The 26,270-nt window shown below is 71.2% G+C and carries 17 protein-coding genes, 1 tRNA gene and 1 pseudogene; 9 read left to right on the top strand and 10 right to left on the bottom strand.

Annotated elements, in window-relative coordinates; translation table 11 throughout:
- A pseudogene (locus tag DW296_RS05980) lies at positions 1 to 240 on the bottom strand (serine protease); the annotation flags it as partial.
- Positions 241 to 335: 95 nt separating this feature from the next.
- Here DW296_RS05980 and DW296_RS05975 point away from each other — a divergent pair.
- On the top strand, positions 336 to 1,538 hold the full coding sequence (locus tag DW296_RS05975) for an aminotransferase class I/II-fold pyridoxal phosphate-dependent enzyme (RefSeq protein WP_136051494.1): 1,203 nt from the start codon (positions 336 to 338) through the stop codon (positions 1,536 to 1,538).
- Positions 1,539 to 1,548: 10 nt separating this feature from the next.
- On the opposite strand, the gene DW296_RS05970 is transcribed toward DW296_RS05975, so the two are convergent.
- A complete protein-coding gene (locus DW296_RS05970) occupies positions 1,549 to 2,358 on the bottom strand; it encodes a carbon-nitrogen hydrolase family protein (RefSeq protein ID WP_136051493.1) in 810 nt (269 codons plus the stop codon).
- Positions 2,359 to 2,436: 78 nt separating this feature from the next.
- On the opposite strand from DW296_RS05970, the gene DW296_RS05965 reads away from it, so the two are divergent.
- From DW296_RS05965 to DW296_RS05950, 3 genes are all read left to right on the top strand, one after another.
- Positions 2,437 to 2,510, top strand: a tRNA-Met gene (locus DW296_RS05965).
- Positions 2,511 to 2,770: 260 nt separating this feature from the next.
- A complete protein-coding gene (locus DW296_RS05960; protein WP_136051492.1) occupies positions 2,771 to 3,931 on the top strand; it encodes a glutathione-independent formaldehyde dehydrogenase in 1,161 nt (386 codons plus the stop codon).
- A gap of 339 nt (positions 3,932 to 4,270) precedes the next feature.
- Entirely contained in the window at positions 4,271 to 5,146 is an 876-nt protein-coding gene (locus DW296_RS05950) for an aminoglycoside phosphotransferase family protein (protein ID WP_136051496.1), read from the top strand.
- Positions 5,147 to 5,160: 14 nt separating this feature from the next.
- Here DW296_RS05950 and DW296_RS05945 read toward each other — a convergent pair whose 3' ends face one another.
- The 3 genes from DW296_RS05945 to DW296_RS05935 form a co-directional block, all read right to left on the bottom strand.
- Positions 5,161 to 6,003: a universal stress protein gene (locus DW296_RS05945; protein ID WP_136051491.1), complete on the bottom strand. Its 843-nt coding sequence runs from the start codon at positions 6,001 to 6,003 to the stop codon at positions 5,161 to 5,163.
- A gap of 334 nt (positions 6,004 to 6,337) precedes the next feature.
- Positions 6,338 to 9,241, bottom strand: coding sequence for a UPF0182 family membrane protein (locus DW296_RS05940; RefSeq protein ID WP_136051490.1), 2,904 nt, complete (start codon positions 9,239 to 9,241; stop codon positions 6,338 to 6,340).
- Between the two features lie 74 nt (positions 9,242 to 9,315).
- The gene (locus DW296_RS05935; protein ID WP_136051489.1) at positions 9,316 to 10,407 is read right to left on the bottom strand and encodes a YlbL family protein; all 1,092 of its coding nucleotides are present in this window, start codon (positions 10,405 to 10,407) and stop codon (positions 9,316 to 9,318) included.
- Between the two features lie 118 nt (positions 10,408 to 10,525).
- Here DW296_RS05935 and DW296_RS05930 point away from each other — a divergent pair, with 118 nt between their 5' ends.
- Entirely contained in the window at positions 10,526 to 11,935 is a 1,410-nt protein-coding gene (locus DW296_RS05930; protein WP_136051488.1) for a zinc-dependent metalloprotease, read from the top strand.
- Positions 11,936 to 12,761: 826 nt separating this feature from the next.
- On the opposite strand, the gene DW296_RS05925 is transcribed toward DW296_RS05930, so the two are convergent.
- Together DW296_RS05925 and nudC are read right to left on the bottom strand one after the other, a co-directional pair.
- A complete protein-coding gene (locus tag DW296_RS05925; protein ID WP_136051487.1) occupies positions 12,762 to 14,483 on the bottom strand; it encodes an ATP-dependent helicase in 1,722 nt (573 codons plus the stop codon).
- Positions 14,480 to 15,361: an NAD(+) diphosphatase gene (gene nudC, locus DW296_RS05920; protein ID WP_136051486.1), complete on the bottom strand. Its 882-nt coding sequence runs from the start codon at positions 15,359 to 15,361 to the stop codon at positions 14,480 to 14,482. The genes DW296_RS05925 and nudC overlap by 4 nt, the downstream gene beginning before the upstream one ends.
- Positions 15,362 to 15,425: 64 nt before the next feature.
- Here nudC and DW296_RS05915 point away from each other — a divergent pair, with 64 nt between their 5' ends.
- Positions 15,426 to 16,763 (top strand): hypothetical protein, encoded by a 1,338-nt coding sequence (locus tag DW296_RS05915; RefSeq protein WP_240743006.1) that lies wholly within the window; start codon positions 15,426 to 15,428, stop codon positions 16,761 to 16,763.
- On the opposite strand, the gene DW296_RS05910 is transcribed toward DW296_RS05915, so the two are convergent.
- Both DW296_RS05910 and DW296_RS05905 read right to left on the bottom strand, forming a co-directional pair.
- Entirely contained in the window at positions 16,709 to 20,191 is a 3,483-nt protein-coding gene (locus DW296_RS05910; protein WP_136051485.1) for an ATP-dependent DNA helicase, read from the bottom strand. The two genes, DW296_RS05915 and DW296_RS05910, sit on opposite strands and share 55 nt — an antisense overlap.
- On the bottom strand, positions 20,188 to 23,397 hold the full coding sequence (locus tag DW296_RS05905; RefSeq protein ID WP_136051484.1) for an ATP-dependent helicase: 3,210 nt from the start codon (positions 23,395 to 23,397) through the stop codon (positions 20,188 to 20,190). The genes DW296_RS05910 and DW296_RS05905 overlap by 4 nt, the downstream gene beginning before the upstream one ends.
- 151 nt (positions 23,398 to 23,548) lie before the next feature.
- On the opposite strand from DW296_RS05905, the gene DW296_RS05900 reads away from it, so the two are divergent.
- Both DW296_RS05900 and DW296_RS05895 read left to right on the top strand, forming a co-directional pair.
- Positions 23,549 to 23,773 carry a DUF3107 domain-containing protein gene (locus DW296_RS05900; protein WP_025102974.1) on the top strand — a complete coding sequence of 75 codons (225 nt, stop codon included), beginning with the start codon at positions 23,549 to 23,551 and terminating at the stop codon, positions 23,771 to 23,773.
- A gap of 7 nt (positions 23,774 to 23,780) precedes the next feature.
- Positions 23,781 to 24,068 carry a hypothetical protein gene (locus tag DW296_RS05895; protein ID WP_136051483.1) on the top strand — a complete coding sequence of 96 codons (288 nt, stop codon included), beginning with the start codon at positions 23,781 to 23,783 and terminating at the stop codon, positions 24,066 to 24,068.
- A 1-nt stretch (position 24,069) separates the two neighbouring features.
- Here the strand turns inward: DW296_RS05895 and DW296_RS05890 are convergent, their stop codons facing one another.
- Positions 24,070 to 24,783 (bottom strand): ferritin-like fold-containing protein, encoded by a 714-nt coding sequence (locus DW296_RS05890; protein WP_060923156.1) that lies wholly within the window; start codon positions 24,781 to 24,783, stop codon positions 24,070 to 24,072.
- Positions 24,784 to 24,976: 193 nt separating this feature from the next.
- Here DW296_RS05890 and DW296_RS05885 point away from each other — a divergent pair.
- Positions 24,977 to 26,270 (top strand): DEAD/DEAH box helicase (locus DW296_RS05885; protein WP_136051482.1); only part of this gene is annotated, 1,294 nt, incomplete at its 3' end.

Here is a 26,270-nt window from a genome sequence, read left to right as displayed (position 1 = left end):
GGCCAGCCCGTGCGGCACGGGTGCCACCGTCGGCGTGCCGGCGGCGTGCGATGCGAACGTCGGCGGCATGTGATGCCCCTGCGGGGCGACCGGTGCGGAAGCAGCCGGGGCCACGGGGGTACCGTCGGCGGCCGGAGACGACGCACCGGACGCGGTCTCCGGGGTCTGGGGGTTCTGTGCGGCCGACACGGCGTCGTCCGACGCCGGTGCCGGGCGGTCCTGCGGGTTGTCCTGGTTCATGGTGTGCTCCTTCAACGCTCCTCCAGGATGCCCCGCATCCCTGTGCGTTCCTTATGCCGAGCTTGAGTTTCAGCTATGGCCTTAGCCTGTTCTTCATGAGTGTCATCCCCGGCGCATGGCGTCGCACGGCGGCCGGTGCCGGTCTGCTCGACGCGGACGGTTCCGTCGCGCCCACCATCTTCGCAGAGATGTCCGCCGCCGCGGTCCGAACCGGCTCGATCAATCTGGGCCAGGGCTTCCCGGACGAGGACGGCCCGGAAGCGGTGCTCAGCGCCGCACGCGGCGCGATCGCCGACGGCCTCAACCAGTACCCGCCGGGGCGCGGGTTCCCCGATCTGCTTCTGGCCATCGCGGAGCATCAGCAGCGCTTCTACGGTCTCACGGTCGACCCGGACTCCGAGGTCATCGTGACGGCCGGCGCCACCGAGGCCCTCACCGCGACCCTGCTCGCCCTCATCGACGGGCCGGAGGACGAGGTCGTCGTCTTCGAGCCCTACTACGACTCGTACGCCGCGGCGGTGGCGCTCGCGGGTGCTCGGCTCCGGACGGTGCCCCTGCGGACCCCCGATTTCCAGCCCGACCTGGATCAGTTGGCGGCGGCCGTCACGGACCGGACCAGGATCATCCTCGTCAACGACCCGCACAACCCCACTGGAGCCGTCTTCGACGAGGAGGTGCGCCGCGAGGTGGTGCGCCTGGCCGCGCGGCACGACGCCGTGATCGTCACCGACGAGGTCTACGAGCACCTCACCTTCCACACCCCGCACATCCCGATCGCCACCCTGCCCGGTGCTGCGGAGCGGACCCTCACCATCTCGTCGGCGGGGAAGACCTTCTCGACCACGGGGTGGAAGATCGGCTGGGTGCACGGCCCCGCCGCGCTCATCACGGCGGTTCTGACCGTCAAGCAGTACCTCACCTACGTCAACGGCGCTCCGTTCCAGCCCGCCGTCGCCGTCGGGCTCCGCCTCGACGACGCGTTCTTCACGGATGCCGCTGCCGCGCTCGCCCGCAAGCACGCGATCCTCGGCGACGGTCTTCGCGCAGCCGGCTTCACGGTCCACGCACCGCAGGGCGGCTACTTCACGGTGGCCGATGCGACGGCCCTCGGCGGCACGGATGCGGCGGACTTCTGCCGCGCGCTTCCGGAACGCGCCGGAGTCGTGGCGATCCCCCTCACCGCCTTCGTCTCCCCCGCGCAGCGCTCGGCGTACGCGGGGCTCGTACGGTTCGCGGCGTGCAAGCGCATCGATGTCCTCGAGGAGGCGGCGGCGCGCCTCGCCGGCCTGAACGCGTGAGCGGGTCCGGTCAGCGCGGGACCACGGCGTAGCGTCGCGCGCGCAGCGAGGGGTTCGTCGCACGGACGCGGGCGATCGCCGCGCCGTCGACCACGCCGAGCGCCACTCCCGGCTCCGGCCCGATGCCCGCGCGGACGACCCCCTGCGGGTCGACGATGCGCGAGTGCCCCACGCCGATCGGCGCCGGGTGGTCTGCGGCGATCACGAACACCGTGTTCTCGATGGCCCGCGCCGCGAGCAGGGTGGTCCAGTGCTGCTCCTTGAGCGGTCCGCGCACCCACTCCGCCGGCACCACGAGCGCCTCGGCGCCGGCGACCGCGAGAAGCCGCGACAGCTCGGGGAACCGCAGGTCGTAACAGGTCATCAGTCCGAAGCGCAGTCCGCCGACCTCGAACACCGCGGGCTCGCCGATCTCTCCCGGCTCCACCCAGTCCGACTCGGTCTGGCCGAACGCGTCGTAGAGGTGCTGCTTGCGGTAGACCGCGAGGATGCCGTCGCCGCGCACGGCGACGACCGTGTTGCGCACGCGTCCCTCGTCCGAGGCCTTCTCCGTGACGCCCGCGACGATGACGACGGCGAGCTCCGCGGCCAGACCGATCAGTCCGGTCACGAACTCGCCGTCCAGGTGCTCCGCGTTCGCCGCCAGGCGCTCGTCCATCGGGTCGACGAAGAAGCTCGAGTACTCCGGGAACACGATCAGCTTCGCCCCGAGCCGCGCGGCCTCTGCGGCGAGCTCGGCGATCCGCTCCCTGTTGTGCTCGCGCGAATCGGTGGGGGCGAACTGGCACACGGCGACGGGCACGGCAGTGTTCTCAGACATGACGCCATCCTCTCGCACCCTCCGACGTCGCGCTCGATTCGACGGCTCCCCGGATCCGTGATAAGTTATCTCTTGTGCCGCGGGGTGGAGCAGTTCGGTAGCTCGCCGGGCTCATAACCCGGAGGTCGCAGGTTCAAATCCTGTCCCCGCAACAAATGGAAGGCCCTCTGGCCGGGAGAAATCCCAGGCCGGAGGGCCTTCCGCATATCTGGCTTCCGCGCAGGCCGACACTCTCCCCCTGCGCTTCCCGCATTGTCCTCCCCCGCCCTGAATCTGGGAAGGCCCTCCGTTCGCGCACCGTCGCGGAGCCACGATGGCCCGGCTCACAGACTGAGCCGAAACGACATGGCCTGACCAGCGCTCCTCACTGCGACACTCCATCGACGTTTCACATCGCTGAAAGGAAGAGGACATGAGAGCAGTAGTGTACGAAGGCCCGCATACGGTCAGCGTCACCGACGTACCGGATGCCCGTCTCGAACGCCCCACCGACGTGCTCGTGCGCATCACCACGACGAACATCTGCGGCTCGGACCTGCACATGTACGAGGGCCGGACGAGTTTCGAGACCGGCCGATGGTTCGGCCATGAGAACCTCGGCGAGGTGATCGAGGTCGGCGAGGGCGTCGACAAGGTGAAGGTCGGCGACTACGTCGCGCTGCCCTTCAACGTCGCCTGCGGGCACTGCAAGAACTGCGAGCGGGGGTTCACCAACTACTGTCTCACCGCGCAGCCCGTCCCGGAGTGGGCGGGAGCCGCCTATGGCTTCGCCGACATGGGGCCGTGGGCTGGTGGTCAGGCAGAGCTCCTCCGGGTGCCGTGGGGCGACTTCAACTGCCTCCGCCTGGGAGAGGACGCCGAAGAGAAGCAGAACGACTACGTGATGCTCGCGGACATCTTCCCCACCGGCTATCACGCCACGGAGCTCGCCCACGTGAAGCCCGGGGACCAGACCGTCATCTACGGCGCGGGCCCCGTCGGCTACATGGCCGCCTACTCCGCGATCCTCAAGGGGGCCGGAAGGGTCATGGTCGTGGATCGGCATCCCGACCGCCTGCGCAAGATCGAGGAGCTGGGCGCGATCGCGATCGACGACTCCGCGGTGGACCCCGTCGAGGCGGTCAACGAGATGACGATGGGCCTGGGCGCCGACAACGGCTGCGAATGCGTCGGCTATCAGGCCCACGATCCGAGCGGCACCGAGGACCCGACCCTCACCCTGAACCGCCTCGTGAAGTCGGTGCGGTTCACGGGCGAGATCGGCGTCGTCGGCGTGTTCATCCCGCAGGACCCCGGCGCATCGGATGAACTGGCCAAGCAGGGCAAGCTCGCCTTCGACTTCGGGGAGTTCTGGTTCCGCGGCCAGAAGCTCGGAAGCGGTCAATGTCCGGTGAAGAAGTACAACCGACGACTGCGCGACCTCATCGCCGGCGGCAAGGCGACGCCCTCCCGCGTGGTCAGCCACGATCTGCCGCTCGAAGAGGCACCGCAGGCGTACGAGCACTTCGACAACCGAGACGACGGCTGGACGAAGGTCGTGCTGCACCCGGCTCGTACTTCGACGGCGGCGTGACCCGGAGGGCGCGGGGTGACGAGGATGGAGACCTGCTCTTCTTCTCGTACCTGGCTCGTCACCCCGACCTCACGCAGGAAGGCGTCGACGACTCCTCCTTCGCCCACGAGCGCCCGCGCGCTCATCGGAGTCGCCCTGTACCTCGCCGCCGGGGTCCTCGGCGTCGCCGTACACCCGCTCGTCGCGTCGATCGTCTTCCTACTCCTCCCGGCGTTCTACGGCTTCACGAGCCACGGTCACGACGAGGGCCCCGGCTGTTCTCCTCGTCCCGCCGTTAGCGCGTGCGCCCCATCCCGGTGCTCGGAGGCCTGTCGAGCCGTCGTCTGCGAGAATCGAGGGGTGAGCCGACCGGTCGACATCGATGAGCGACTCGTCGCCGACCTCGTCGCGGAGCAGTTCCCCCGCTGGGCGCACCTGCCCGTCCGAGCCGTGGCGCGTCAGGGGTGGGACAACAGGACGTTCCGGCTCGGTGACGAGTTGTCGGTTCGACTTCCTCGTGCCGAGGCCTACGCCGCGGCCGTGCAGAAGGAGAGCAGGGCGCTCGAGTTCCTCGACGGAAGGCTCCCCGTCGCGGTTCCCTCCGTCGTGGCGCTGGGGGAACCCGGCCGGGGCTACCCGTTGCCGTGGTCGATCCGCCGGTGGATCGACGGCGACACCGTCGAGCGCGCCGCGGGGCTCGATCGCGTTCGCCTCGCCGTCGATCTCGGGACAGTTCTCCGCACCTTGAGGTCCCTACCCGTGGACGCGGGTTCGGCGGCCGGTCGGCACTCGTTCTTCCGCGGTTCGCATCCGAGCGTCTACAGCGATGCGGTCCACGCCGCGCTCCAGCGGCTGGACGGCACGGTGGACGCGGAACTCTGCCGGAGCGTCTGGCTCGCCGCGACGAGCAGCGCGTGGGAGTCCGCGCCGGTCTGGTTCCACGGCGACGTCGCCGTCGGCAACCTGCTCGTCAGCGACGGCCGCCTGTCGGCGATGATCGACTTCGGCACCTGCGGCGTCGGCGATCCGGCCTGCGACCTCGTCATGGCGTGGACGTACTTCGAGGGAGAGGCGCGTGATGCGTTCCACGACGCCGTCGACCTGGACGCCGCGACCTGGCGACGTGCTCGCGGCTGGGCGCTCTGGAAGGCCCTGGTGACTCTCTCCGACGGGTCAGGGCCGGGCGGTGATGACAGCCGCCGCGTGCTCCACGAGGTGCTGACCAGCCCGCTCTAGGCCTGCGGCCCCCGTCAGCGCACGACGGCGGTGGGCGCCGCGAGGGCCGCGAGGACCTCATGACTGATGGAGCCCAGCAGGAAGCGGGCGACCGCCCCTCGTCCGTGCGATCCGACCACGGCGAGGCTCGCGGTGGCGGCCGCACGGTTGATGACCTCGGACGGGTATCCGCGTTCGACCCGGGGCTGGAGCTCGAGATCCGGATAAGTCTGGCGCAATCCGCCGAGAGCGACGGCGAGAGTCTCCTCGGACAGCTCCTGCATGGAGGAGAGGTACTGCTCGGGATACGACCTCGCTCCGCGCGGGAGGGGGACGGGAGTCCATACCGTCACCGCGACGAGGGGCTCGCCGAGGCGGTCGGCCTCGGCAGCGGCGAAGGCGACGGCGGCTTCCGAGATCGGAGACCCGTCCACCCCGACGACCACACCGCGACGGTCGCTCGTCTCGATGTCGGGGATCACCACGACGGGGCAGGAGGAGTCGGCGACGATGCGCAGCCCGTGGGCCCCGCGCCGAGGGCTGTCCGCGTCATCGGGACGGAAGTCGCTTCCGATCACGAGGAGGTTCGCGCCCGCGGTGGTCGACACGAGCTGTCGGACCGGGTCGCCGCGGAGCACGACGAGGTCGACATCCAGGCCCTGATCCTTCAGCGTCTCCGCGTGCTCCTCCAGCAGACTCCGCGCAGCCGCGATCGCGGCGTCCACCACGGGGCCCTCCCCGACGGCGCCGACCGCTCCCCCGACGACGCTCGCGAGGAGCAGAGAGGCCTTCCTCGACCGGGCGCGATGCGCGGCCCATTCCAGTGCTCGTCGTCCCGCCGACGTGTCCACCACTCCCACAACGATGCGCTCAGCCACGACACCCTCCCTGTTTTCCTCCACCCTCCCACGCCACCCCCTCCCCGCGCGACGGTCCGTCCCGGACAAAACCCTCCGCTTACTCAGGCACTCGCGCCAGCTCAGGCTTCCTTCCCAGAAGTCGCCTGACCTCGCGGCCCGCCTGCTGTCGCGAGAACGCCTGTCCCGGCGCGCCGCACGCGGACGCAGGCACCCGCGCGGAATCAGGCTCGCGTGCAGGGTGTCGCCTGAAGCGGCGCGAGTGCCTGATGCCGCGGGTCGACTTCAGGCGCACACGTGCCGGGGAACACGAAAGGGCACCCCATGGGGGTGCCCTTTCGTGTGCGTGGCAGGATCACTCTGCGGCGGCCTCCAGCTCCAGGAGCTTCTCGACGGCCGCGGTGAGACGCTTGTCCGCCTCGCCGAACTTCTCCAGGTCACCCTCGGCGAGAGCCGCCTGGCGGTCGAGCAGCGCCTGCTGCGCCTTCGCCAGGGCATCGGCCTGCTCATCCGTCGGCGTCGGCGTGGTCGGTGTCTCCCCGGTGTCGGGATCAGTCGTGCCCGGATCGGTGGGTTCAACCTCGTCGTCACCACCGGTCGCGCCGGAGTCGCCGCCGAACAGCGTGTCCAGCGCCTCGGTGAGCGTGTTCTCGAAGGCGACCCGGTCACCGAAGGCGACGAGCACCTTCTGCAGACGCGGCAGCTGGGTCCCCTCGGACGACTGCACGTAGACCGGCTGGACATAGAGCAGACCGCCACCGACGGGCAGGGTCAGCAGGTTGCCGTAGATGACCTCGGACTCCCCCTGCTGGAGCAGGTTGAGCTGCGGCACCACGGCCGTGTCCGAGTTGTAGGTGTTCTGCACCTGACCGGGACCGGGCACAGTGGTGTCGGTGTCGATCTCGAGCATGCGCAACTGCCCGTACCCCTCGGCCTTCACGCCCTTCTCGGCGCCGGCATCCGAGTCGACGGCGAGATAGCCCATCAGCACGTCACGGCTGCCACCCGCACCCTGGGAGGCGGGGATGAACGTGGAGAACATCGAGAACCGTGGTTCTTCCTGACCCGGCATCTGCATGGTCAGGTAGTACGGCGGCTGCAGCATCGCGTCGCTGCGCGGGTCGTTCGGCGTCTGCCAGCGGTTGTCCTGCTGGGCGAACGAGCCGGCCTTGTCGACGTGGTAGATGCCGAGGATGTCGCGCTGCACCTTGAACAGATCGGTCGGGTACCGGACGTGGCTCATGAGCTCGCCGGACATCTCGCTGATCGGCTTGAGGGTGGACGGGTAGACCTTCTGCCAGGTCTTCAGGACCGGGTCCTCCTCGTCCCAGGCGTACAGCGTGACCGAGCCGTCGTAGGCGTCGACCGTGGCCTTGACCGAGTTGCGGATGTAGTTGATGTCGTCGATCGCGAGCGACGGCGTCGGCACGTTCGAGTCGGCGATCGCGTCGGACAGGCTCACGCTCGTCGAGTACGGGTAGGTCGAGCTCGTCGTGTAGCCGTCCACGATCCAGACGATGCGGCCGTCCACGACGCTCGGGTACGGGTCGCTGTCGAGCTCGAGGTACGGCGCGACCTTCTGCACGCGGGTCTTCGGGTCGCGGTCATACAGGATCTGCGAGTCGTCGTTGACGAGGTTCGAGAACAGGATCTGCTCCGACTGGAACTTGAGCGCGTAGAGCAGCTTGGTGAAGCTGTCGCCGATCTTCGGTCCGCCGTTCCCGGAGAACGTCGTCTTCGTCTCGCTCGAGCCGTCCTTACCGCGCGGGTAGTCGATCTCGACCGGGTCGGCCCCCTCGGGGGCGCCGACGATGGAGTACTCCGGGGAGTTCTCGCCGAAGTAGACCCGCGGCTCGAAGTCGCCCTGCTCGGACAGGAAGCCCGAGGTCGGGATGCCGCGTTCGAGGAAGACGGGCTCGCCGTCGGTCGTGCGCTGGTTGCCGGCAGCGGCGACGAGGCCGTAGCCGTGCGTATAGACCGCGACGCGGTTGTTCCAGTTGTCGCCGTCGCCGAGGCCCGACATGTCGAGGTCACGGACGGAGACGACGGTGTCCTGCTTCACGCCGTCGATCTCGTAGCGGTCGACGTCCATGGTGGTCTGGAACTGGTAGTACCCGCGGTACTGCTCGAGCTGACGGACCGTCGGCGGGATGACCTTCGGGTCCATGATGCGGATCGACGCGGTGGTCTCGGCGTCGGCGCGGAGCTGCCCCGCCTCGGCGTCGGTCTCGGCCTCGAAGGCCGTGGTCTCCAGGTCCGCGACCCCGTAGGCCTCCTTCGTGCCATCGATGTTCCGCTGGTAGTACTCGGCCTGGTAGGCGTTCTGGTTCGGCTTGACCTGGAAGGTGGTGACCACCCACGGGTAGCCGATGCCGATGACGAGCGAGGCCACGATCAGCAGCGCGGTCGCCGCGAGCGGGAAGCGCCAGCGGCCGATGACGGCCGTGACGAAGAAGAGGATGGCGACGACGGCGGCGATGATCGCGAGGATGCCGAGGCCGGGGATGGTCGCGTTGGCGCCGGTGTAGGCGGCACCGGTGATCCGGTCGTCCGGCTCGACGAGGGTCTTGTAGCGGTCCAGCCACAGGCTCGCCGCCTGCACGAGCAGGTAGAGACCCGCGATGACCGCGAGCTGGATGCGGGCCGGCTTCGAGATGCGCAGCTCGCCCTGGCCGACGCGCACCGAGCCGTAGAGGTAGGACACGAGTGCGGTGACGAGAAGGCTGAGCAGCAGGACCGCCGAGACGAACGCGAGGAGGATCGAGTAGAACGGCATCGCGAACATGTAGAACCCGGTGTCGACGCCGAACTGCGGGTCGACCTCACCGGTGGCGACGCCGTTAACCCACAGCCAGACCGTCTTCCAGTTGCCGGCCGCCGCGAACCCCGCGAAGAGGCCGAAGAAGATGGGCATGCCCCACATCGCCAGGCGCCGCAGCGGCTCGATGACCTCCTGGTAGCGGTCGAGCTGCGAGCTCAGCCGGACGTAGACCGGGCGGAGCCGATACGCGAGCTGGATGACGACGAACAGCGGCACGGCCATGCCGAGGAAGCCGACGACGAACATCACCGCCGTCGCGATCCACTGCGTGGTGAGCACGCCGGTGAACCCGACCTGGTCGAACCAGAGGAATTCGGTGTAGAGCGACGCGAAGACGAAGAACGCCGCGATGAGCGCGGCGATGATCACCAGGGAGATTCCGAGGATGCGTCGGGAGGTTCGAGGCGTGGCCGGGGGCTGGGCTGGGGTCGAGGTCACCCCTCCATCCTAGGCACCGCTCGCTGTGGGCGGGCTGTCACACCGGTCACGGCGGGGTCACGACCCGCCCCGGCTCAGGTGGCCGGGACGTCGCAGGTCGGCAGCGCGTCGACGTCGCCGTCCTCGGCGATGACCTCCAGCGCCGCGAGAGATTCGTCGAGGGTCGCGGTGCGGACGACCTGCAGGCCGTCCGGCACGTGCCCCACGACCTCGTCGCAGTTGGCCTCCGGCGCGAGGAAGTAGTCCGCGCCGGCGTCACGGGCGCCGTAGAGCTTCTGGCGGATGCCGCCGATCGGGCCGACGGTCCCCTCGGCATCGATCGTCCCGGTGCCCGCGACCTCCTTGCCGCCGTTCAGCTCGCCCGGCGTCAGGGTGTCGATGATCCCGAGGGCGAACATCATCCCCGCGCTCGGGCCGCCGACGTTGTCGAGCTGGATGGTGACGTCGACCTCGAAGTCGTAATCGGTGCGCAGGGTGATCCCGATCAGCCACGTCGTCGTGCCGTCCTGCGTCTGCTCCTCCGGCGTGATCTCGACCGTCTGCTCGTCGCCGTCCCGGCGCACCGTGAGTGCCACCGGATCGCCGCCCGCCTCCTGGATGGCTTCGCGGAGTGCGGTCGCCGAGGTGACGGGCGTGCCGTCGATCGCGGTGATCACGTCATCCGCCTGCAGCAGGCCGGCGGCCGGGGACCCTTCGACCGCATCGACCACGACGACCTCGGCGCCGGTGTCGTAGCCGAGCTCGTTCAGCGCGGCGGCCGTCGCCTCGTGCTGCGAGTCGACCATGAGCATCGCGTTCCGCTCGTCCCGCTGCTCGGTGGTCACGCCCTCGGGGAACACCGCGTCCAGCGGCACGACGGCCCGAGACGCGTCCATCCACGCGAGAGCGAGCTCGAACCAGCTGGGCGTGCGTTCGCGGTTGCCGACCACCTGGACGGTCGTCAGGTCGAGCGTGCCGCCCGTCTCGTACGTCTCGGTCCCCTCGACGCTGATGAGCGGGACCTGCTCGCCGTCGGCGTTCTTCGCCGTGCCGAGGGTGTCGTACACGGGGCCGGGACGCTGGATCACATACGGCGACGGCAGGAAGGTGAGGACGGCGAGCGCGGCGAGCGCGACCACCAGCGCCCAGACCCCGAGTCCGAGCTTCCCTGCGCGCGGTCGTTCCACAGCAATCCTCCGTCGTTCGCGAGCGGCGTACAGCGATCTGCCCGCTTCGGGGTCGCGCACTGAAACCTGTGACTAGCGTAGATGCCACGGCTTCAGACGTGCTGAGAGGGCGAGCGACATGGCAGACAACGAACCGAACCCGGAGGACTTCCAGGAGTTCCTGCGACGGATGCTCTCGAACCAGGGCGGCGGAGATATCGACCCCGAGGCGCTGCGCGACGCGTTCCAGGGAATGGACGGCTTCACCTTCGACCCGGCGATGATGCAGACGATCATGGCGCAGCTTCAGGGCGCCTTCGGCGGCGACCCGTGGGAGAACTCCCTGCGGCAGGCCCTGCACATCGCGAACCGCGAGGGCCAGGGCATCGGCGACGGCTCGCGGTCATCCCTGGCCGACTCGTTCGCTCTCGCCGGCCTCTGGCTGGGCGAGGCGACCACCATCTCCGAGCTCGCGGACCCGCCGGTGGCGATGACCCGCGGCGAATGGGTCGAGAAGACGCTCCCGGTGTGGAAGGAGATCGCGGACCCCGTGTCCACCAGCATCGCCGACGCGCTGACGGCTGCCCTGGACACCCAGGTGCCGGAGGAGATGCGCGGCGTGGTGCAGGGTGCGGGACGCCTGATGCGGGGCCTCGGCGGCTCGGTGTTCGCCGCCCAGTTCGGGCAGGTGCTCGGCAACCTCTCCCTCGAGGTCGTCTCCGGCGGCGATGTCGGCATCCCCGTGCTGCCCGCGGGCACGGCCGCCGTGATCCCGCAGAACCTCACCGCTTTCGGGGAGGGGCTTGAGATCCCCGAGGATCAGATCGCCCTCTACGTGGCGACGCGCGAGCTCGCCTACGCCCGCCTGTATCGGCACGCCAAGTGGCTGCACCTGCATGTGATGGCGCAGATCACCGACTTCGCCCGGGGCGTCACGGTCGACGTCGACGCTCTGGAGGATGTGGCGAGCCGCCTCGACCCCTCGAACCCCGAGGAGCTGCGCGCGGCGATCGAGGGCGGTGCCCTGCTGCCCACGCAGACCGAGGCGCAGCGCGAAGCCCTCGCGCGGCTGGAGAACCTCATCGCGACGATCGACGGGTGGGTCGACGTCGTCACCGCGGATGCCACCTCCCGGCTGCCGGACGGCGGCAGGATCGCCGAGGCGGCGCGGCGTCGGCGTGCGGTCGGCGGTCCGGCGGAGGACGCCCTCGGCGCGCTCGTCGGGCTCAAGATCCGACCGCGGCGCATCCGTGAAGCCTCGGCCATGTGGCGTGCGGTCACCGATGCCGTCGGTGTCGCCGCCCGGGACTCTCTGTGGGACTACCCGGACCTCATGCCCACCGCCGAGGACATCGACGACCCGACGGCGCTGATCACGCGTCTGCAGGCCGCCGAGCGCGGGGAGCAGCCCGAGGCGGACGAGTTCGACGAGGCGCTCGCGCGCTTGCTGGACGGCGACGACTTCTCCGGGGAGACGCCGGCCGAAGGCGACGACGCGGCGCCCGACGGCGACGCCGGCGACGATCCGGAAGGCGGGCGTCCGGTCTGAGTCCGTCCCACCCGGGCCGGGGAACACGGTCACTCTTTCTCCCCGGCCTCGGACGGAACGCCGACTTCTCCACCGATCCGTCGAATCGACCTGCGCTCCCTCGGTGATCCGCAGAATCGAGAGGTGCCGCTCACCCCGACGACCCTGACCCGTCTCGACCCCGCGCTGCCGCTGCTGTGGCGAGACGGAACGACCCTCCAGGTGGGCGACGACCCCGCCATCCGCATCCCCGCGTCCGCGCCGTGGGTCGAGCGGCTGCTCAGCCGCATGCGTCGAGGATTCCGGCGCAGCACCTTCGACGTCATCGCCCATCGCGCGGGCGCACCGCGGGAGGATGCCCGCCGACTGCTGGCCGTCCTCGAACCGGCCTTGCAGGACGAGCCCGTCCGTCCGCGCGCCGCCCGGGTCTCCGCGCTGGGGCTCACCGACACCCGCGCCGAGGGGCGGCTGTGCGAGACGCTGGCCGACGAGGGGGTCCCGCTCGCATCGGACGAGGCACCGGCGTCGACCACGGTCGCCGTCCTCCTCGTCCCCGGCGCGGCCGCGGCCGTGCAGTTCGCGCCGTTCCTGCGGACGGACCGCCCGCACCTGCCGATCGCCATCGAGCCGGCGCGCATCACGGTGGGACCGCTCGTCTCCCCCGGGCTCACCCCGTGTCTGAGCTGCCGGGATTCCGAGGACACGGCGCGCGACCCGGCCTGGCCGCTGATCCACGCTCAGCTCGTGGGCCGCGACCCCGGGCGCATCACGCTCGCCAGGGTGGCGTCGGCCGGCGCCGTCGCCGCACGTCTCCTGGCCGCGACCGACCCGGCGCGCATCGGCCGGATCAGCGCGGACGGCGTGATCGTGTGGCGTTCGGTGCGGTTTCGCGCAGAATGCCTGTGCCGCGACCCGTCGTCCCCATCTCCGCCAGGAACCGGGACGGCGCCCGTTCGCCGCGCCCTGCCGATCGCGCCCACGAGAGCTCCAGCGTGCGCGCAGCCCGCGTGATCCCGACATAGGCGAGGCGTCGCTCCTCGTCGACGGCCTCGAACGTCGTCGCGTACGAGATGGGGAGAGACCCCTCCGCCCATCCGGCGAGGTAGACATGCGGCCACTCGAGGCCCTTCGCCGCATGCAGCGTCGAGAGGGTCACCGTCCGCATGGTCGGCTCGTGCTGATCCTTGGCACGGGCCATGAGCTCGTCGCTGAACGACCGGAGTGTCGTCTCCGGACCCGCCTCCTCGGCAAGCCGCAGGATGGCGCGACGCGCCTCCCAGCCGTCGCGCTGTGCTCCCCCGGCGGTCGGCGGCTCCTCGGTCAGCCCCAGCTCCCGAAGCACGCGCCGCACCCCGGGCAGGAATCCGTGCTCGGTCGGCGCCACGGCGGCAGCTCGGAGCGCGAGGATCGCCTGACGCACCTCCGGCATGGCGAAGAACCGCGTGCCGCCGAGCACGGAGGTGGCGATCCCTTCGGCGGCGAGCGCCTGCTGGAGCACCGCGGACTGCGCGTGGGCCCGGTACAGCACGGCGATCTCTGCCGGCGAGGCGCCGTCGGCGATCCGGGCGGCGACACCGGCCGCGATGCCTGCGGCCTCCTCGGCCTCCGAGTCGTAGGCCGTGATCGTCGGCGGCTCGGCGGTGAACTGCTCCCGGGCGGGGATCAGCTCCAACGCCCCGGGGCGACCGCGCATGAGCGCGTTCGCCGCCGTCAGGATGGGAGCCTGCGACCGATAGTTGGTCTCCAGTCGCACGACGGTCGCGTCCGGGTGCCGCCGTTCGAAATCGAGCAGGAACCGCTGGTCGGCTCCGGCGAAGGAGTAGATCGTCTGGCTGGCGTCGCCGACGACGCAGATGTCGTGACGATCCCCCAGCCACAGCTCCAGAAGCCGGTTCTGCAGCGGCGACACGTCTTGGAACTCGTCGACGGTGAAGTGCCGGTACTGCTCGTGGACGGCAGCTGCGACGCGCGGCTCGGTCTCCAGCATCCCCGCGCACGCGAGCAGCACGTCCTCGAAGTCGAGTTGGTGACGCTCGTCCTTGAGCGCCTCGTAGCCGCGCATCAACTCCACGAGCTGCGTGGGGTCGACCCCGCTGACCGGGCGTCCGAGCTCGGCGTACCGGTCGATCGAGATCATCGACACCTTCCGCCACTCGATCTCCGACGCGATGTCGCGCAGGGTCGCCGTTCGAGGGCGCAGGCGGATGGCGTCGGCGGCCTGGCCGAGCATGCGCACCTTGTTGTCGATGATCGACGGCGCGGGAGCCCCCGCCAGCGTGGGCCAGAAGAAGTTGAGCTGCGCGAGAGCGGCGGCGTGGAAGGTGCGAGCGGCGACACCCTCGATCCCCAGGGCGCGGAGGCGACCGCGGAGCTCGCCGGCGGCCTTCGCGGTGAAGGTCACCGCCATCACACGCGACGGAGAATAGGCACCGGTGTCCACCCCGTGCGCGATGCGGTGGGTGATGACCCTGGTCTTGCCCGTACCGGCCCCCGCCAGCACCGCCACCGGTCCTCGCAGCACCGATGCGGCCGCTCGCTGCCGCTCGTCGAGGGCATCGAGTGCGCTCACGGGCGGTCCTCGAACCAGTCGACGATGAGAGCGCGCGCGATCGAAGCGGGCCCCGGCAGCCCGACGGGGCCGTCCCCGGCGAGCGCGGAACCGATCTCCGCCCGTGTGAACCAGCGCACGTCGATGATCTCCTCACCGTCGGCCCTGGCCGCCGATTCGTCCTCCACGACGGCGCGGAAGCCGATCATGAGCGAGCGGGGGAAGGGCCACGGCTGGGAGGAGATGTAGCGCAGCGCCGAGAGGCGCACGCCGGACTCCTCCTCGATCTCCCGGTGCACAGTGGCCTCGAGGGCTTCGCCCGCCTCCGTGAACCCGGCGAAGCACGAATACATGCGTCCGCCCCAGTTCGCGTTGGCGCCGAGCAGCAGTCGCCCGCCGTCCGCGCTCTCGACGGCGACGATCACCGCGGGATCCGTCCGCGGGAAGTGCTCACGTCCGCAGAGCAGGCAGCGGCGCGACCAGCCCGCGTTGCGCAGCTCCGTCCCTCCGCCGCAGGTGGGGCAGAACGGGGCGTCGCGGAGCCAGCCGGCCAGGGCGACGGCGGCGACCAGGACCTCGGACTCCCCCGCGTCCAGGCGCCCGCCGAGGTCGCGGAGCCCGAGCCAGATCTCGTCGGGCGCGGTGTCGAGAGCATCGATCTCCGGCGGCAGCGCGGCGAGCAGGAGCGCCGTTCCGTCGGCATCCCGGCCGAGCAGCGCCCATGTCCCGTCCGCGACCTCGTCCGCGGAGACGCGCAGCAGCGCGGAGGCCGTCACACGCACTCGACCTTCCCGAACGACGATGACGCGCGTGGTCGCGAGGTCGCGGAGACGCTCGAGCACGCCCTCCTCCTCGCGGAGTTCGGCGGCGCGGTCGAAGAACGGGCGCGGAATGCTCATCGACTCCCTCTCTCACGGGCGTGGCGGAGGCGGGACCGCCCCTGAGCCGACCTACCCTGGGGGCATGGGACGCTCTCCATTCACTCTAGCCGCGGCGGTGACGGCCGCACTTCCCGGCGCGGAGGTCACGGGCACCCGGGCGCTCACCGCGGACGGCGACGGGCGCTTCGACTCCGCCGTGGCCTCTCTCGCCGACGGCCGGGAACTCGCGATCCGCGTGGCGGACGACGACGACGCGGCGCGGGAGCTGGCGGCAGAGGCCCTGGCGCTGCGCGCCCTCACCGACGGCGCCCGCGCGATGCTGCCGTTCCGCGCGCCCGGCTACATCGGCGAGACCCGGGTGGGCGAAGGGCGCGCGCTCGTGACCGAACTGCTCCCCGGCTTCCAGATCGAAGCGGCGATGGTGCCCGCCGGACGCGGAGCCGCAGAGTCCATGGGGGCGGCGATCGCCGCCGTGCACGCGCTGCCGACATCGGTCGTGCGCGGCGCCGGACTCGTGATGCGCAGCGCGGAGGAGAGTCGCGCCGAGCTGGAGCGGCTCGTCGACACCGCGGCAGCCACCGGACGCGTCCCCGCCCGCCTCACGGTGCGGTGGCGGGATGCGGTCGCCGACGACGACCTCTGGCGCTTCGAGTCGACGGTCATCCTCGGCGGCGCACAGGCCACGTCGTTCCTCTTCGACGATCATCCCGAGCGCGGTCCCGAGGTCACCGGCGTGATCGGCTGGCACGGTCTGGCCGTCGGCGATCCGGCGCTCGACCTGTCCTGGCTGTCCGCAGCTCCCGACGCCGCGGCCGACGTGCACGGCTCCTATGCCCGCGCCATGGATCGCACTCCCGATGCCGGACTCGAGATCCGCGCGCGTCTGCTTGCCGAACTGGAGTTCGCGCGCTGGCTCGTCCACGGCGACGCGCTGCGGCGCGACGACATCGTGGAGGACGCCGCGGCGCTGCTCGAGGCTCTCGCCGACGGCCTGCGTCATGACGACCTCGGCGTGCCAGGCGATCGTCGCTCGGACGTCGACTCCGCGATGGACGCGCTCGACCGCGTGCCGGTGGCGGCAGCTCCCGAGGTGGACACCTCGATGCAGACCGACGCCTACAACCCCGAAGAGCTCTGGGCGGCGGAGGCGGAAGACGCCGACCGCGATGCCCCGGCCGACGTGGATGTGCCTGCGGCCGCACCGTCTCAGCCCGACGCGGAGCACCGTGCCGCGGTGGCGAGCATCGAGACCGAGGACCTCTCCGGCGTCGCGCACGCGTTCGCCGAGACGCGAGGGGGCGGACGAACCGAGTCCTCCGCGTTCACCTCGTCCCCGGCCGCGGACGATGACGACTCCGAAGAGGCTCAGCGCGCGGCGCGGGCGGCGCTCCAGCGCTGGAAGAGCTCCTCCTCGGAGTAGACGCGATCCCCGCGGATGACGAGGTCATCGGCCACGTAGTACAGCGCCACGTCGATCTCCTCCAGCGGGACGCCGAAGCGCCGATGGTACGCGAGCCGGTAGAGGGCGAGCTGCAGCATCCGCTCCTCGCGCTCCTGCGGCGTCCGTGGCGCCCGCCCGGTCTTCCAGTCCACGATCTCGATCCGTCCGCCGCGGTCGGCGCGTCGGTACACCGCGTCGAGCTTGCAGATCACGATGTGCGCGTCCGTGTCTGAGCGCAGCCCCGGAAGGCCGGCCCCCAGCGCGAAGTCGATCTCGATCTCCACGGCGAGCGGCTGCAACGGCCCCCACTCGCTCCGCTCGAAGGTCGCCTGCAGCGCAGCGAGGTCGGCGGCGTCCGCAGCAGCACCGGATGCGGGAGCGCCCGGGGCGCTGTCGCCCTCGGGCTCGTCCTCGTCGATCTCCCAGAGCGCCTCGTCGACCCTGGTCCCGACACCGACGAGTTCGGAGCGCTGCTCGACCCACGCGTGGAACAGGGTCCCCAGACGGGTCTGGCGGTACGGGCGCTCCGGCATCGGACGCACGAGCGAGGACAGGGTGCCGGTGTAGTCGGTGACGTAGTCCTTGAACCGGGAGGCGGGCACGCGGGTCGGGGCGTCCGCGTCCGTCCCGCGCTGGCGGGCCGTGCGCTCGTCCAGCAGCCGACGCAGTTCTTCCGTCGGCACGATCGCGTCGTCCTGGAGGGCCTCTTCGACGGCGGCGGCCGCGGCACTGACCACCCCACGCCGCCCGCCGAGCGGATCGAGCGGCCAGTGCAGCGTGGCCCCGGGGCCGTCGTACGGGTTCTCATCCGGATCGACTGGCGGGATCTCGTCGAGCCCGAGGACGTCGATGGCCTCCAGCAGGTACGGACTCGGTGTGCGTGGTGCCTTCTGGCCCGCCCAGTGCGCCCCGCTGAGCAGCAGATCGCTCTTCGCACGGGTGATCGCCACGTAGGCGAGACGGCGCTCCTCCTGCCGCTGGTACTCCCGGTAGGCGTCCTTGAACCGCTTGAGCGCGCCGCCGTGCGGGTTCGCCTTCGTCGCGCCGCCCGACAGCGACGCCTGGGCGAGCTTCTGCCGCTTGCCTGGATCGGTCTCGCCCTCCATCGCCTCCTCCGGATCCCAGACGAAGCGCGGAAGCGCGTCGCGGTCTCCGCGCAGCGCGAAGGGCACCACGCCGAACCCGAACCACCCGGAGGTGTCGGACACCCGCCCCGGCAGCTCGTCGACGACGAGGCGCACGACGGCGACGGCGTCCCACTCCAGGCCCTTCGACCCGTGGATCGTGAGCAGCTGCACGACTCCGGCCTCCGGGGGCTCCGGACGGGGCATGAGCTCGTCGGTGCTCTCCGCCTTGTCGAGCCAGGCCAGCAGGCTGCCGATGGTGCCGCGTTCGTCGGCGGCGAGGAACGCCCGCACCTCGTCGGCGAACGCCCGCAACTGGGTGGCTGCGACGCGCGCCGGTCCTCGGGTCTCGTTGGCGGCGAGCTCGATGTCGAGCCTGAGCTCCAGCTCGATGAGCCGGATGAGCTCCGGGATCGGCTGGGACGACGCGCGGCGCAGACGCTCCAGCATCTCCCCCGCAGCCCGGATCCGGGCGCGCCCCTCCGGGGTGATGCCCTCCAGCAGGCGATAGTCGTCGCGCACCGCGCGTACGATGTCGACCGCGTCCACGATGGAGACGGCCTCGTCGGCGCCCCGGGAGGAGCGCAGCCGCGCCCGCACCTCCTCGGGAAGGGGCATGAGGGCGGTGTCGCGCTCCGCGAGTGCCCGTCCCAGCTCGTAGAGCGCGGCCATGTCCGCCACCCCAACCCCGAAGCGGGGGCCGGTGAGGAGCCGGATCAGCGCCGAACCGGCCGTCGGATCGTGCACCACACGCAGCGTCGAGACCACGTCCACGACCTCGGGCGTGGCGAGGAGTCCGCCCAGTCCGAGGATGCGGTGCGGGATCCCCCGCGCAGCGAGCGCGCCGGCGAAGGTCTGCATGTGGCGCTTGGACCGGAACAGGATCGCGCCGGTGTGCGGGGATGTGGAGGTCGCATCATGGGCGGCGCGGCGCTCGGCGAACCAGGCCGCCACCTCGGCGGCCTCGTCATCGACGGTGAACGGGTAGCGCACGGCGACCGTGCCCTCCCCCGCGCCCGGCCGCGGCTCCAGCGGCGGGACGTCGAGTCCCGGACGCTGGAGCGGCTCGAGGACCCGGTTGGCGACGTCCAGGATGCTCCGGTCGTTGCGCCAGCTCGTCATGAGGCTGTAGGTGCGCACGTCGCCCGTGCTCGAGAAGGACCGGGGGAACGCGTAGAGGTTGTCGGCGCTGGCCCCGCGCCAGCCGTAGATCGACTGATGCGGATCGCCGACGGCCATCACGGCCGTGTCGCGGAACAGCTCCGCGAGGAAGCGGGTCTGGATCACGGAGGTGTCCTGGTACTCGTCCAGCAGCACGACACGGTGCTGTTCGCGGAGCTCGGCGCGGACGTCCGGGGCCGATTCGACGATGTCGTACGCGCCGGAGACCTGGTCGGCGAAGTCGAGCACCCCGCGCCGGTCCTTCTCGGCGATGTAGTCGCGGACGAGCCGGGTCAGGGTCGACAGGCTCCGGAGGTTGACCGCCGCCTTCTCGACGTCGGCGTGCGCACGGTAGGGCTCGAACGCCACGGCCTGCGCCGCGGCGAGACGCTCCGCCTCGGCGAGGTCGACCCGATGGTCGAGCGCCTCGCCGGCGAGCCGCTGCACGGCGTCGATGACGGTTCCCAGGGCGTAGTCGACCTCTTCCAGCTCCGGGAGGTCGCTGCGGAGCACGACCTCGCGCGCCAGCATCCAGGACGCTGCCTGGCTGAGCATCGCCACATCGGGGTCTCGACCGATGCGCGCGGCGTGCTCGCGGACGATGCCGTCCGCGAAGGCGTTGTAGGTCGAGACGCGAGGGCGGATGAGGAGGTCGTCGGCGGTGCGGACCGCACCGGACTCCCCGCCCGTGCCGTAGTGCCGGGCGAGGTCGTCGAGGACGTGGGCCCGCACGAGCTCCCGCTGCCGCCCCGGCGCGGCCTCCGCCACCCGACGCAGCGCCTCTCCGGCGACGATCTCCGGGAGATGCGGGAGCAGACCCCGCCGACCGTACTCGTCGACGACGGCGAGGCGGGCGCCGATGCGCTCCGCCAGCTCCCCCGCCGCCTTGCGGGTGAAGGTGAGGCCGAGGACCTCGTCCCGGCGGACGAGCCCGTTCGCGACGAGCCAGACCACCCGGGCCGACATGGTCTCCGTCTTGCCGCTGCCCGCCCCGGCGACGACCAGAGCGGGCTCGAGCGGGGCCTCGATCACCTGCTGCTGGGCGGGAGTCGGGGTCGGGAGTCCGAGCGCGGCGGCGATGTCGGTCGCCGAGAGCACGGCGTCCGCGGGTCCTGCGGTCATGCGCTCACCGCCGGCACGGTGTGGATGCGGCAGGGATGCACCCGGCGCTGGGTGTCGGCGCAGTGCGCCTCGACCTGGGCCGTGAAGCTCGCTGCCGACATGCCGCGGGCGACCTCCGCGACCCGGTGCAGGAACTGCGACCGCGCCTCGGCGTCCAGCGCGTGCTGATGGGCGACGCGGTAGTCGCTCTTGGCCAGGGTCTTCGAGACGATCACGAGACGCGCGCCCCCGAGCGAGCCCGGCGCGGCCCCCGGCACGAGGCCCTCCTGCACTGCGATCTGATAGGCCGCGAGCTGGGCGTGAGCGACCACGCCGCCGTCCGACTCCGGATCGGTCTTCCCGGTCTTGAGGTCGACGACCACCGTGGTCCCCTCCGGCCCGCCGGACATCGACTGCCAGCCGCGTCCTCGGGCCGGGCCGTGCTCGCCCGCCCCTGGCGGGTACGCCTCGACCCGGTCGATGTAGCCGTGCACGATGGCACGGTGACCGCGGTCCTCTCCCACCGGGTGCACGGTGGGTTCGGCGGTCGCACTGGATACGTCGACGGCGAACCGGAACTCCACCTCGCTGCCGAGGACGCGCCCGCCGTCTCTCCTCACCTCGCCGAGGTAGCTGTGCAGCCGCTCGACGAAGAGGTCGGCGCGCCGACGCTCCTTGCGACCGATCCACGCCGTCTCGAAGTCGAGCTCCGGCCAGTGCTCCTCGACGATCTCGCGCATGCGCTCGAGGTCGCCGTCCGGTATGCGCTCCATCGCCTCGTGGACGATCGTGCCGATACCCGCCGTCGGCGGCATGACGGTGTCACCTCCGAGAGCCGAGACGACCCAGTTGAGGCCGCACTCCTCATACGACTCCACGGCAGAGGGAGACACCCGTGCTCCGTTCGCGGCGAGATCGCGCAGCGGCGCGGCCGTCGAAGGCGCCGTGACCCCGTACCAGTCGTGCGGGTGCGCTCCCGGCACCCCTTCCCTCGCCAGGACGGCGAGCTGGGCGGCGGCCTCGCGCCGCGCCGGTTCGGAGTGGGAAGTGGTGAGCACCCGGCGGTGCCGCGCGACCAGCCCACGCAAGGTGAGGGGGTGCTCTGCGGAGGCATGGCGCTCGGACGGCTGCGGCGCGGGAAGGAAGCCGAAGAAGGCGCTGGGCGTCAGATCGTCGTCGTCGACGGCGGTGATGAGCAGCCGGTGGCGGGCGCGCGAGATCGCCCGTACGAACAGCCGCAGCTCGTCGTGCAGCGCGGCGCGACGCCGGTCGAGGACGTCCGGCACCTCGGCAGGCAGACCGGAGCGAGCCGCTGTCAGCGCGTCCGCCAGCCTCCAGGTCTGCAGGAGCCCGCCGCGCAGCCGCACGTTGGGCCAGACACCGTCTTGGACCCCGGCGACGACCACGGCGTCGAACTCCGTGCCGAGCGCGGTGGCCGGTGTGAGCAGCGTGACCGTGCCCGGGCGCTCCGGCGATGACAGCGTGTCTTCCGGCACCTCGCTGTCGAGGATGTCGCGCACGAAGACCTCGGGGCGCTCGTTCGGGGTGCGCTCGACGAAGCGCTTCGCCGCGTCGAACAGGGCCACGAGGGCGTCGAGCGACCGCGCCGTCTCGGCGCCGGTGGGCAGCAGCGAGATTTCCCGCCACGCGAGCTGCAGCCGCCGCCCGTCGACGGCCCTGGCCTGCTCCCAGATGCGCCACAGGAGGTCATGGATCGTCTCGCCCTCCGCCGCGGCACGGGCGACGCCCGCCACGGTCTCGGCGAAGCGCTCGGCGGTCCGCGATTCCGGTGCGTCGATGAGGGTGAGGGTGGCCGGCGCCGACATCGCCGCGCGCAGGAGCTCGCGCGCCGGAGTCGACCCGCCCTGCCCGAGTTCGAGGTGGCGGAGCCGCGCGCGCAGCCGGCGGAGCGCGATCGCGTCCATGCCGCCGAACGGTGTGCGCAGCGCCTCCTCCCAGGCCTCGACCGTGCGCTCTTCATCCGGGGTCAAGGCGAGCCGCACGATGCCGACGATGTCGCGCACGATCCCCTCGCTGCCGAGCGGACGCTGCACACCGGCGGCCCTCGTCGGGATCTCGCGCGCGGCGAGCTCGGTCTCCAGGGCCGTCACCTGTCGGGTGTCATGGGCGATGACCGCCATCCGCTCCCAGGGGATACCGGCGCTGAGGTGCCAGTCGCGCATGACCCCGGCGATGCGGTCGAACTCCTCGTAGGGCGACGGTGCGAGGAAGGTGGACACCTCGGCCTCGTCACCCTCCGTCACGGGTGCCGGCGCCCGCCGGTGCTCCACGCGTCCCGAGACGCCGATCGCCTGCGTCACCGTGCGCGTCAGCGCGGTCAGCAGCGGGCGCTGGCGATGGGCGCCGTCGAGCACGTGCGCGGTGCCGAGCGCGCCGGCGAGCTGGGCGAACAGCTCGGGGCTGGCGCCGCGGAAGGCACCGGAGGAGATGTCGGGGTCGCCGAAGGCCTGCACCGCGATGCCGCGGTCGAGGAGGGCGCGCACCACGCCGATCCCGCCGCGCGTCAGCTCCTGGGCGTCGTCGATGAGCACTACGCGCAGGGGTGCCAGCGCTCCGAATGTCGCCGCGTCCGCCGTACGGACGATCTCCGCCGCCTCACCGAGGAGGTCGGCGGCGTCACGGTGGGCGGAACGCAGGGCGTCGAGCACGGTGCGGTACTCCTCCACGAAGTCGGCGGCCGCCGTCCACACCGCATCGCCGGTGGCACGCAGTTCCGCCGGGCTCGCCCCCAGTTCCGTGCACTCCGCGAGGAAGGCGCGGAGTTCGGAGCGGAAGCCCTTCGACGCGCGGACGGGTTCGCTGAGCGCCGGGGGCCAGGGGATCCGGCCGTCTTCGACGTCGCCTGCCAGCAGCTCGGCGATGATGCGATCCTGGTCGGCGCCGGTGAGCAGCGCCGGAGGCTCAGCCCCCTCCCGGACCATCGCGCCGCGGACGAGCTGGAACGCGAACGATCCGAGCGATCGAGCCAGCGGGCCCGGCGTCGCCTGGCCGATGCGCACGCCGATCCGGTCGCGCAGCGCGGTCGCCGCCTGCCGGCTCGGGGTGAGCGCCAGCACCTCCTCCGGCCGCAGCCCCTCGACCTCGAGGAGCTGCACGACCCGGTCGACGAGCGTGCGCGTCTTACCCGTGCCGGGGGCGCCGATCACGACGCCGGACGCGGCCGGCGACGCCGTGATCACGGCTCGCTGGGCGGCATCCGACAACATCCCTCCACGCTATCGGGAGGCGCGGACATCGACGTCGAAGGCGACGCTCGTCGCGGGTTGTGCGCTCAGGGCGAAACGGCCGCCGTCGCCGGTCTCCGCTGCTCGCCGCGCGATAGAGTTGGCCGAGTCCGACGACCTTCAAGGAGCATCCGTGGAAATCCGCATCGGCATCATCAACACCGGCCGCGAGCTGAGCTTCGACACCGCTGCCACGGCGGACGAGGTCCGCACCCAGGTCTCCGCGGCACTCGAGCAGAGCGCCTCGCACCTGAGCTTCGCCGATGTGAAGGGCAACTCCTACATCGTGCCGACCGCGAACCTCGCCTACATCGAGCTGGGCACCGAGGAGTCGCGTCGCGTGGGCTTCGTCGCCTGACCCGCGCATGTACATCCTCCTCGCCCTCGTCGGCGCGTGCGTGCTCGGCATCGCCGCGCACTTCCTGATCGGCGCTCGCGAGCTGCGGGGCGTCGCCCTCGCCCCGGCGATCGCGACGGCCGTCTCGGCGATCGTCTACACGAGCCTGCAGTGGGCTGGCGTGGGCGAGGACAGCGTCTGGCTGTGGCTCGCGAGCATTCTCGGAGCGGTGGTCGTCGCGGCGCTGGCGACCGCGGCTCTCACCGCCGGGCGTCGACGCGGCGACGCATCGAGGCGAGCCGCGCTCGGGATCTGACCTAGGACGCGAGGCCCATCGCATCCATGCGGCGGGCGTGCGCTCCCATCAGCTCGGTGTACACCGGCTCGATGCGGGCCTCCTCCACGGCGAGGAGCTCCGGCCGTAGCGCCGCACGGCAGACGAGGATCGTGTCGCCCACGAGACGCCGCGCCCACATGGACAGCAGCGAACGCCATTCCTCGTCGCTCTCGATCGTCTCCTGGATGATCGCGACGATCTCATGGCGCGCATCGTCCTCGCGCAGGATCTCGGCGACCCGTCGCCCTGTCTCGCCGTAGCTCGAGGCGAGCGCGAGGTAGAAGTCGTCGAGCATGCCCGCCGTGATGTAGACCGCGAGCAGGGTCTCGCGTGGGCGCGCCCCGATGGTCTTGCGCCGGAACGCGTCAAGGTGCTCGCGGAACGGGAGCATGAGCTGCGTCGGGTCCTGGCCGCGCGCCGCGATGATGTCGACGATGCCCCGGTGCTTGGTGAGCGCGGCACCGGCGGCCCGGGACAGCGACTCCTTCTCGGCCAGCTCGGGAGTCGCGCGGATGAGCCGCGTCAGCGTCTCGAAGTAGCCGAGCTGCAGGTAGGCCGCCTGGCCGAGGAACCGGTCCAGCTCAGGCGCCAGCTCCGCGAAGTCGACGCGCGTCGCATCGCTCTGCTCGCCCCGGCTGCGCAGCGCCAGAGTGCGTCGCGGCGCGGCATCGCGCTGCCAGAACCACTTAACCACGAGGTGTTCCTCCCGAGTCGGCCACGTCGTTCACAATACTCGGGCGACGACGTCCTCCCTGCCCCGAGCCGCCGCTCCGGTAGGCTGGGCGTGTCCCCGCCGTCGGAGCGGGGCCCCGCGCCTGTGGCACACGAGACGGCGTGGCTCCGTTACGAGGCGATCGCACGGTCGCCGGACAGGCATCTGAACAACAGTGACAAGTTTCGCCGAACTCGGCATCGATCAGGACATCGTCGACGCGCTGGCTGCGAAGGGCATCGTCGATGCCTTCCCGATCCAGGAGCAGACCATCCCCCTCGGCCTCCCGGGGCAGGACATCATCGGACAGGCCAAGACCGGAACCGGCAAGACCTTCGGCTTCGGCATCCCGGTCGTGCAGCGCCTCGGGAAGGACCCGGAGCCGGGCGTCAAGGCCCTCATCGTCGTCCCCACCCGCGAGCTCGCGGTGCAGGTCTACGAGGACATCGACCTCCTCACGAGCAACCGCTCCACGAGCGTCGTCGCCATCTACGGCGGCAAGGCCTACGAGGGTCAGATCGACCAGCTCAAGGCCGGCGCGCAGATCGTCGTCGGCACGCCGGGTCGTCTCATCGATCTCGCCGGCCAGCGCCTGCTCGATCTCTCGAACGCGACCGAGGTCGTGCTCGACGAGGCCGACAAGATGCTCGACCTCGGCTTCCTCGCCGACATCGAGAAGATCTTCCAGAAGGTGCCGGCGGTGCGGCACACCCAGCTCTTCTCGGCGACCATGCCCGGTCCGATCGTCGCGCTCGCGCGGCGGTTCATGACCAACCCCATCCACATCCGCGCGAACGACCCGGACGAGGGTCTGACGCAGGCGAACATCAAGCACCTCGTCTACCGCGCGCACTCGCTCGACAAGGACGAGGTCATCGCCCGCATCCTGCAGGCCGAGGGACGCGGCAAGACCGTGATCTTCACGCGGACGAAGCGTGCGGCGCAGCGGCTCGTCGACGAGCTCACCGACCGCGGCTTCAACGTGGGCGGCGTGCACGGCGACATGGGCCAGGATCAGCGCGAGCGCTCCATGGCCGCGTTCAAGGCCGGCAAGAAGGACGTCCTCGTGGCGACCGATGTCGCCGCGCGCGGCATCGACGTGGATGACGTCACGCACGTCATCAACCACACGATCCCCGACGAGGAGAAGACGTACCTGCACCGCGCGGGACGCACCGGCCGCGCGGGGAAGACCGGCATCGCCGTCACGTTCGTCGACTGGGAGGACCTGCACAAGTGGGCCCTCATCAACCGTGCCCTCGAGTTCGGCCAGCCCGAGCCCATCGAGACCTACTCCTCGAGCCCGCACCTCTACACCGACCTCGACATCCCCGAGGGGACGAAGGGCCGGCTCGTGAGCGCGCCGAAGAAGGAGGCGGTCAAGACCGAGCGCACCCGTCGTCCGGAGCGCGCCGCGGATGCCGCCGCCGAAGGCACCGCGGAGGGCGGCATCCTCCGCAATGCCCTGG

The organism is Microbacterium sp. K36, from assembly GCF_004794355.1.
GTDB classification, from domain to species: domain Bacteria; phylum Actinomycetota; class Actinomycetes; order Actinomycetales; family Microbacteriaceae; genus Microbacterium; species Microbacterium paraoxydans_D.
The sequence above is the reverse complement of the archived record's forward strand: the minus strand, read 5'-3'. Positions and strand labels throughout refer to the sequence as shown.

Excerpts from the sequence above, each read along its gene's own strand:
- DW296_RS05960 (WP_136051492.1), top strand. The coding sequence starts at position 2,771 with ATGAGAGCAGTAGTGTACGAAGGCCCGCATACGGTCAGCGTCACCGAC.
- DW296_RS05910 (WP_136051485.1), bottom strand. The coding sequence starts at position 20,191 with ATGACCGCAGGACCCGCGGACGCCGTGCTCTCGGCGACCGACATCGCC.
- DW296_RS05975 (WP_136051494.1), top strand. The coding sequence starts at position 336 with ATGAGTGTCATCCCCGGCGCATGGCGTCGCACGGCGGCCGGTGCCGGT.
- DW296_RS05895 (WP_136051483.1), top strand. The coding sequence starts at position 23,781 with ATGTACATCCTCCTCGCCCTCGTCGGCGCGTGCGTGCTCGGCATCGCC.
- DW296_RS05915 (WP_240743006.1), top strand. The coding sequence starts at position 15,426 with ATGGGACGCTCTCCATTCACTCTAGCCGCGGCGGTGACGGCCGCACTT.
- nudC (WP_136051486.1), bottom strand. The coding sequence starts at position 15,361 with ATGAGCATTCCGCGCCCGTTCTTCGACCGCGCCGCCGAACTCCGCGAG.
- DW296_RS05905 (WP_136051484.1), bottom strand. The coding sequence starts at position 23,397 with ATGTTGTCGGATGCCGCCCAGCGAGCCGTGATCACGGCGTCGCCGGCC.
- DW296_RS05970 (WP_136051493.1), bottom strand. The coding sequence starts at position 2,358 with ATGTCTGAGAACACTGCCGTGCCCGTCGCCGTGTGCCAGTTCGCCCCC.
- DW296_RS05930 (WP_136051488.1), top strand. The coding sequence starts at position 10,526 with ATGGCAGACAACGAACCGAACCCGGAGGACTTCCAGGAGTTCCTGCGA.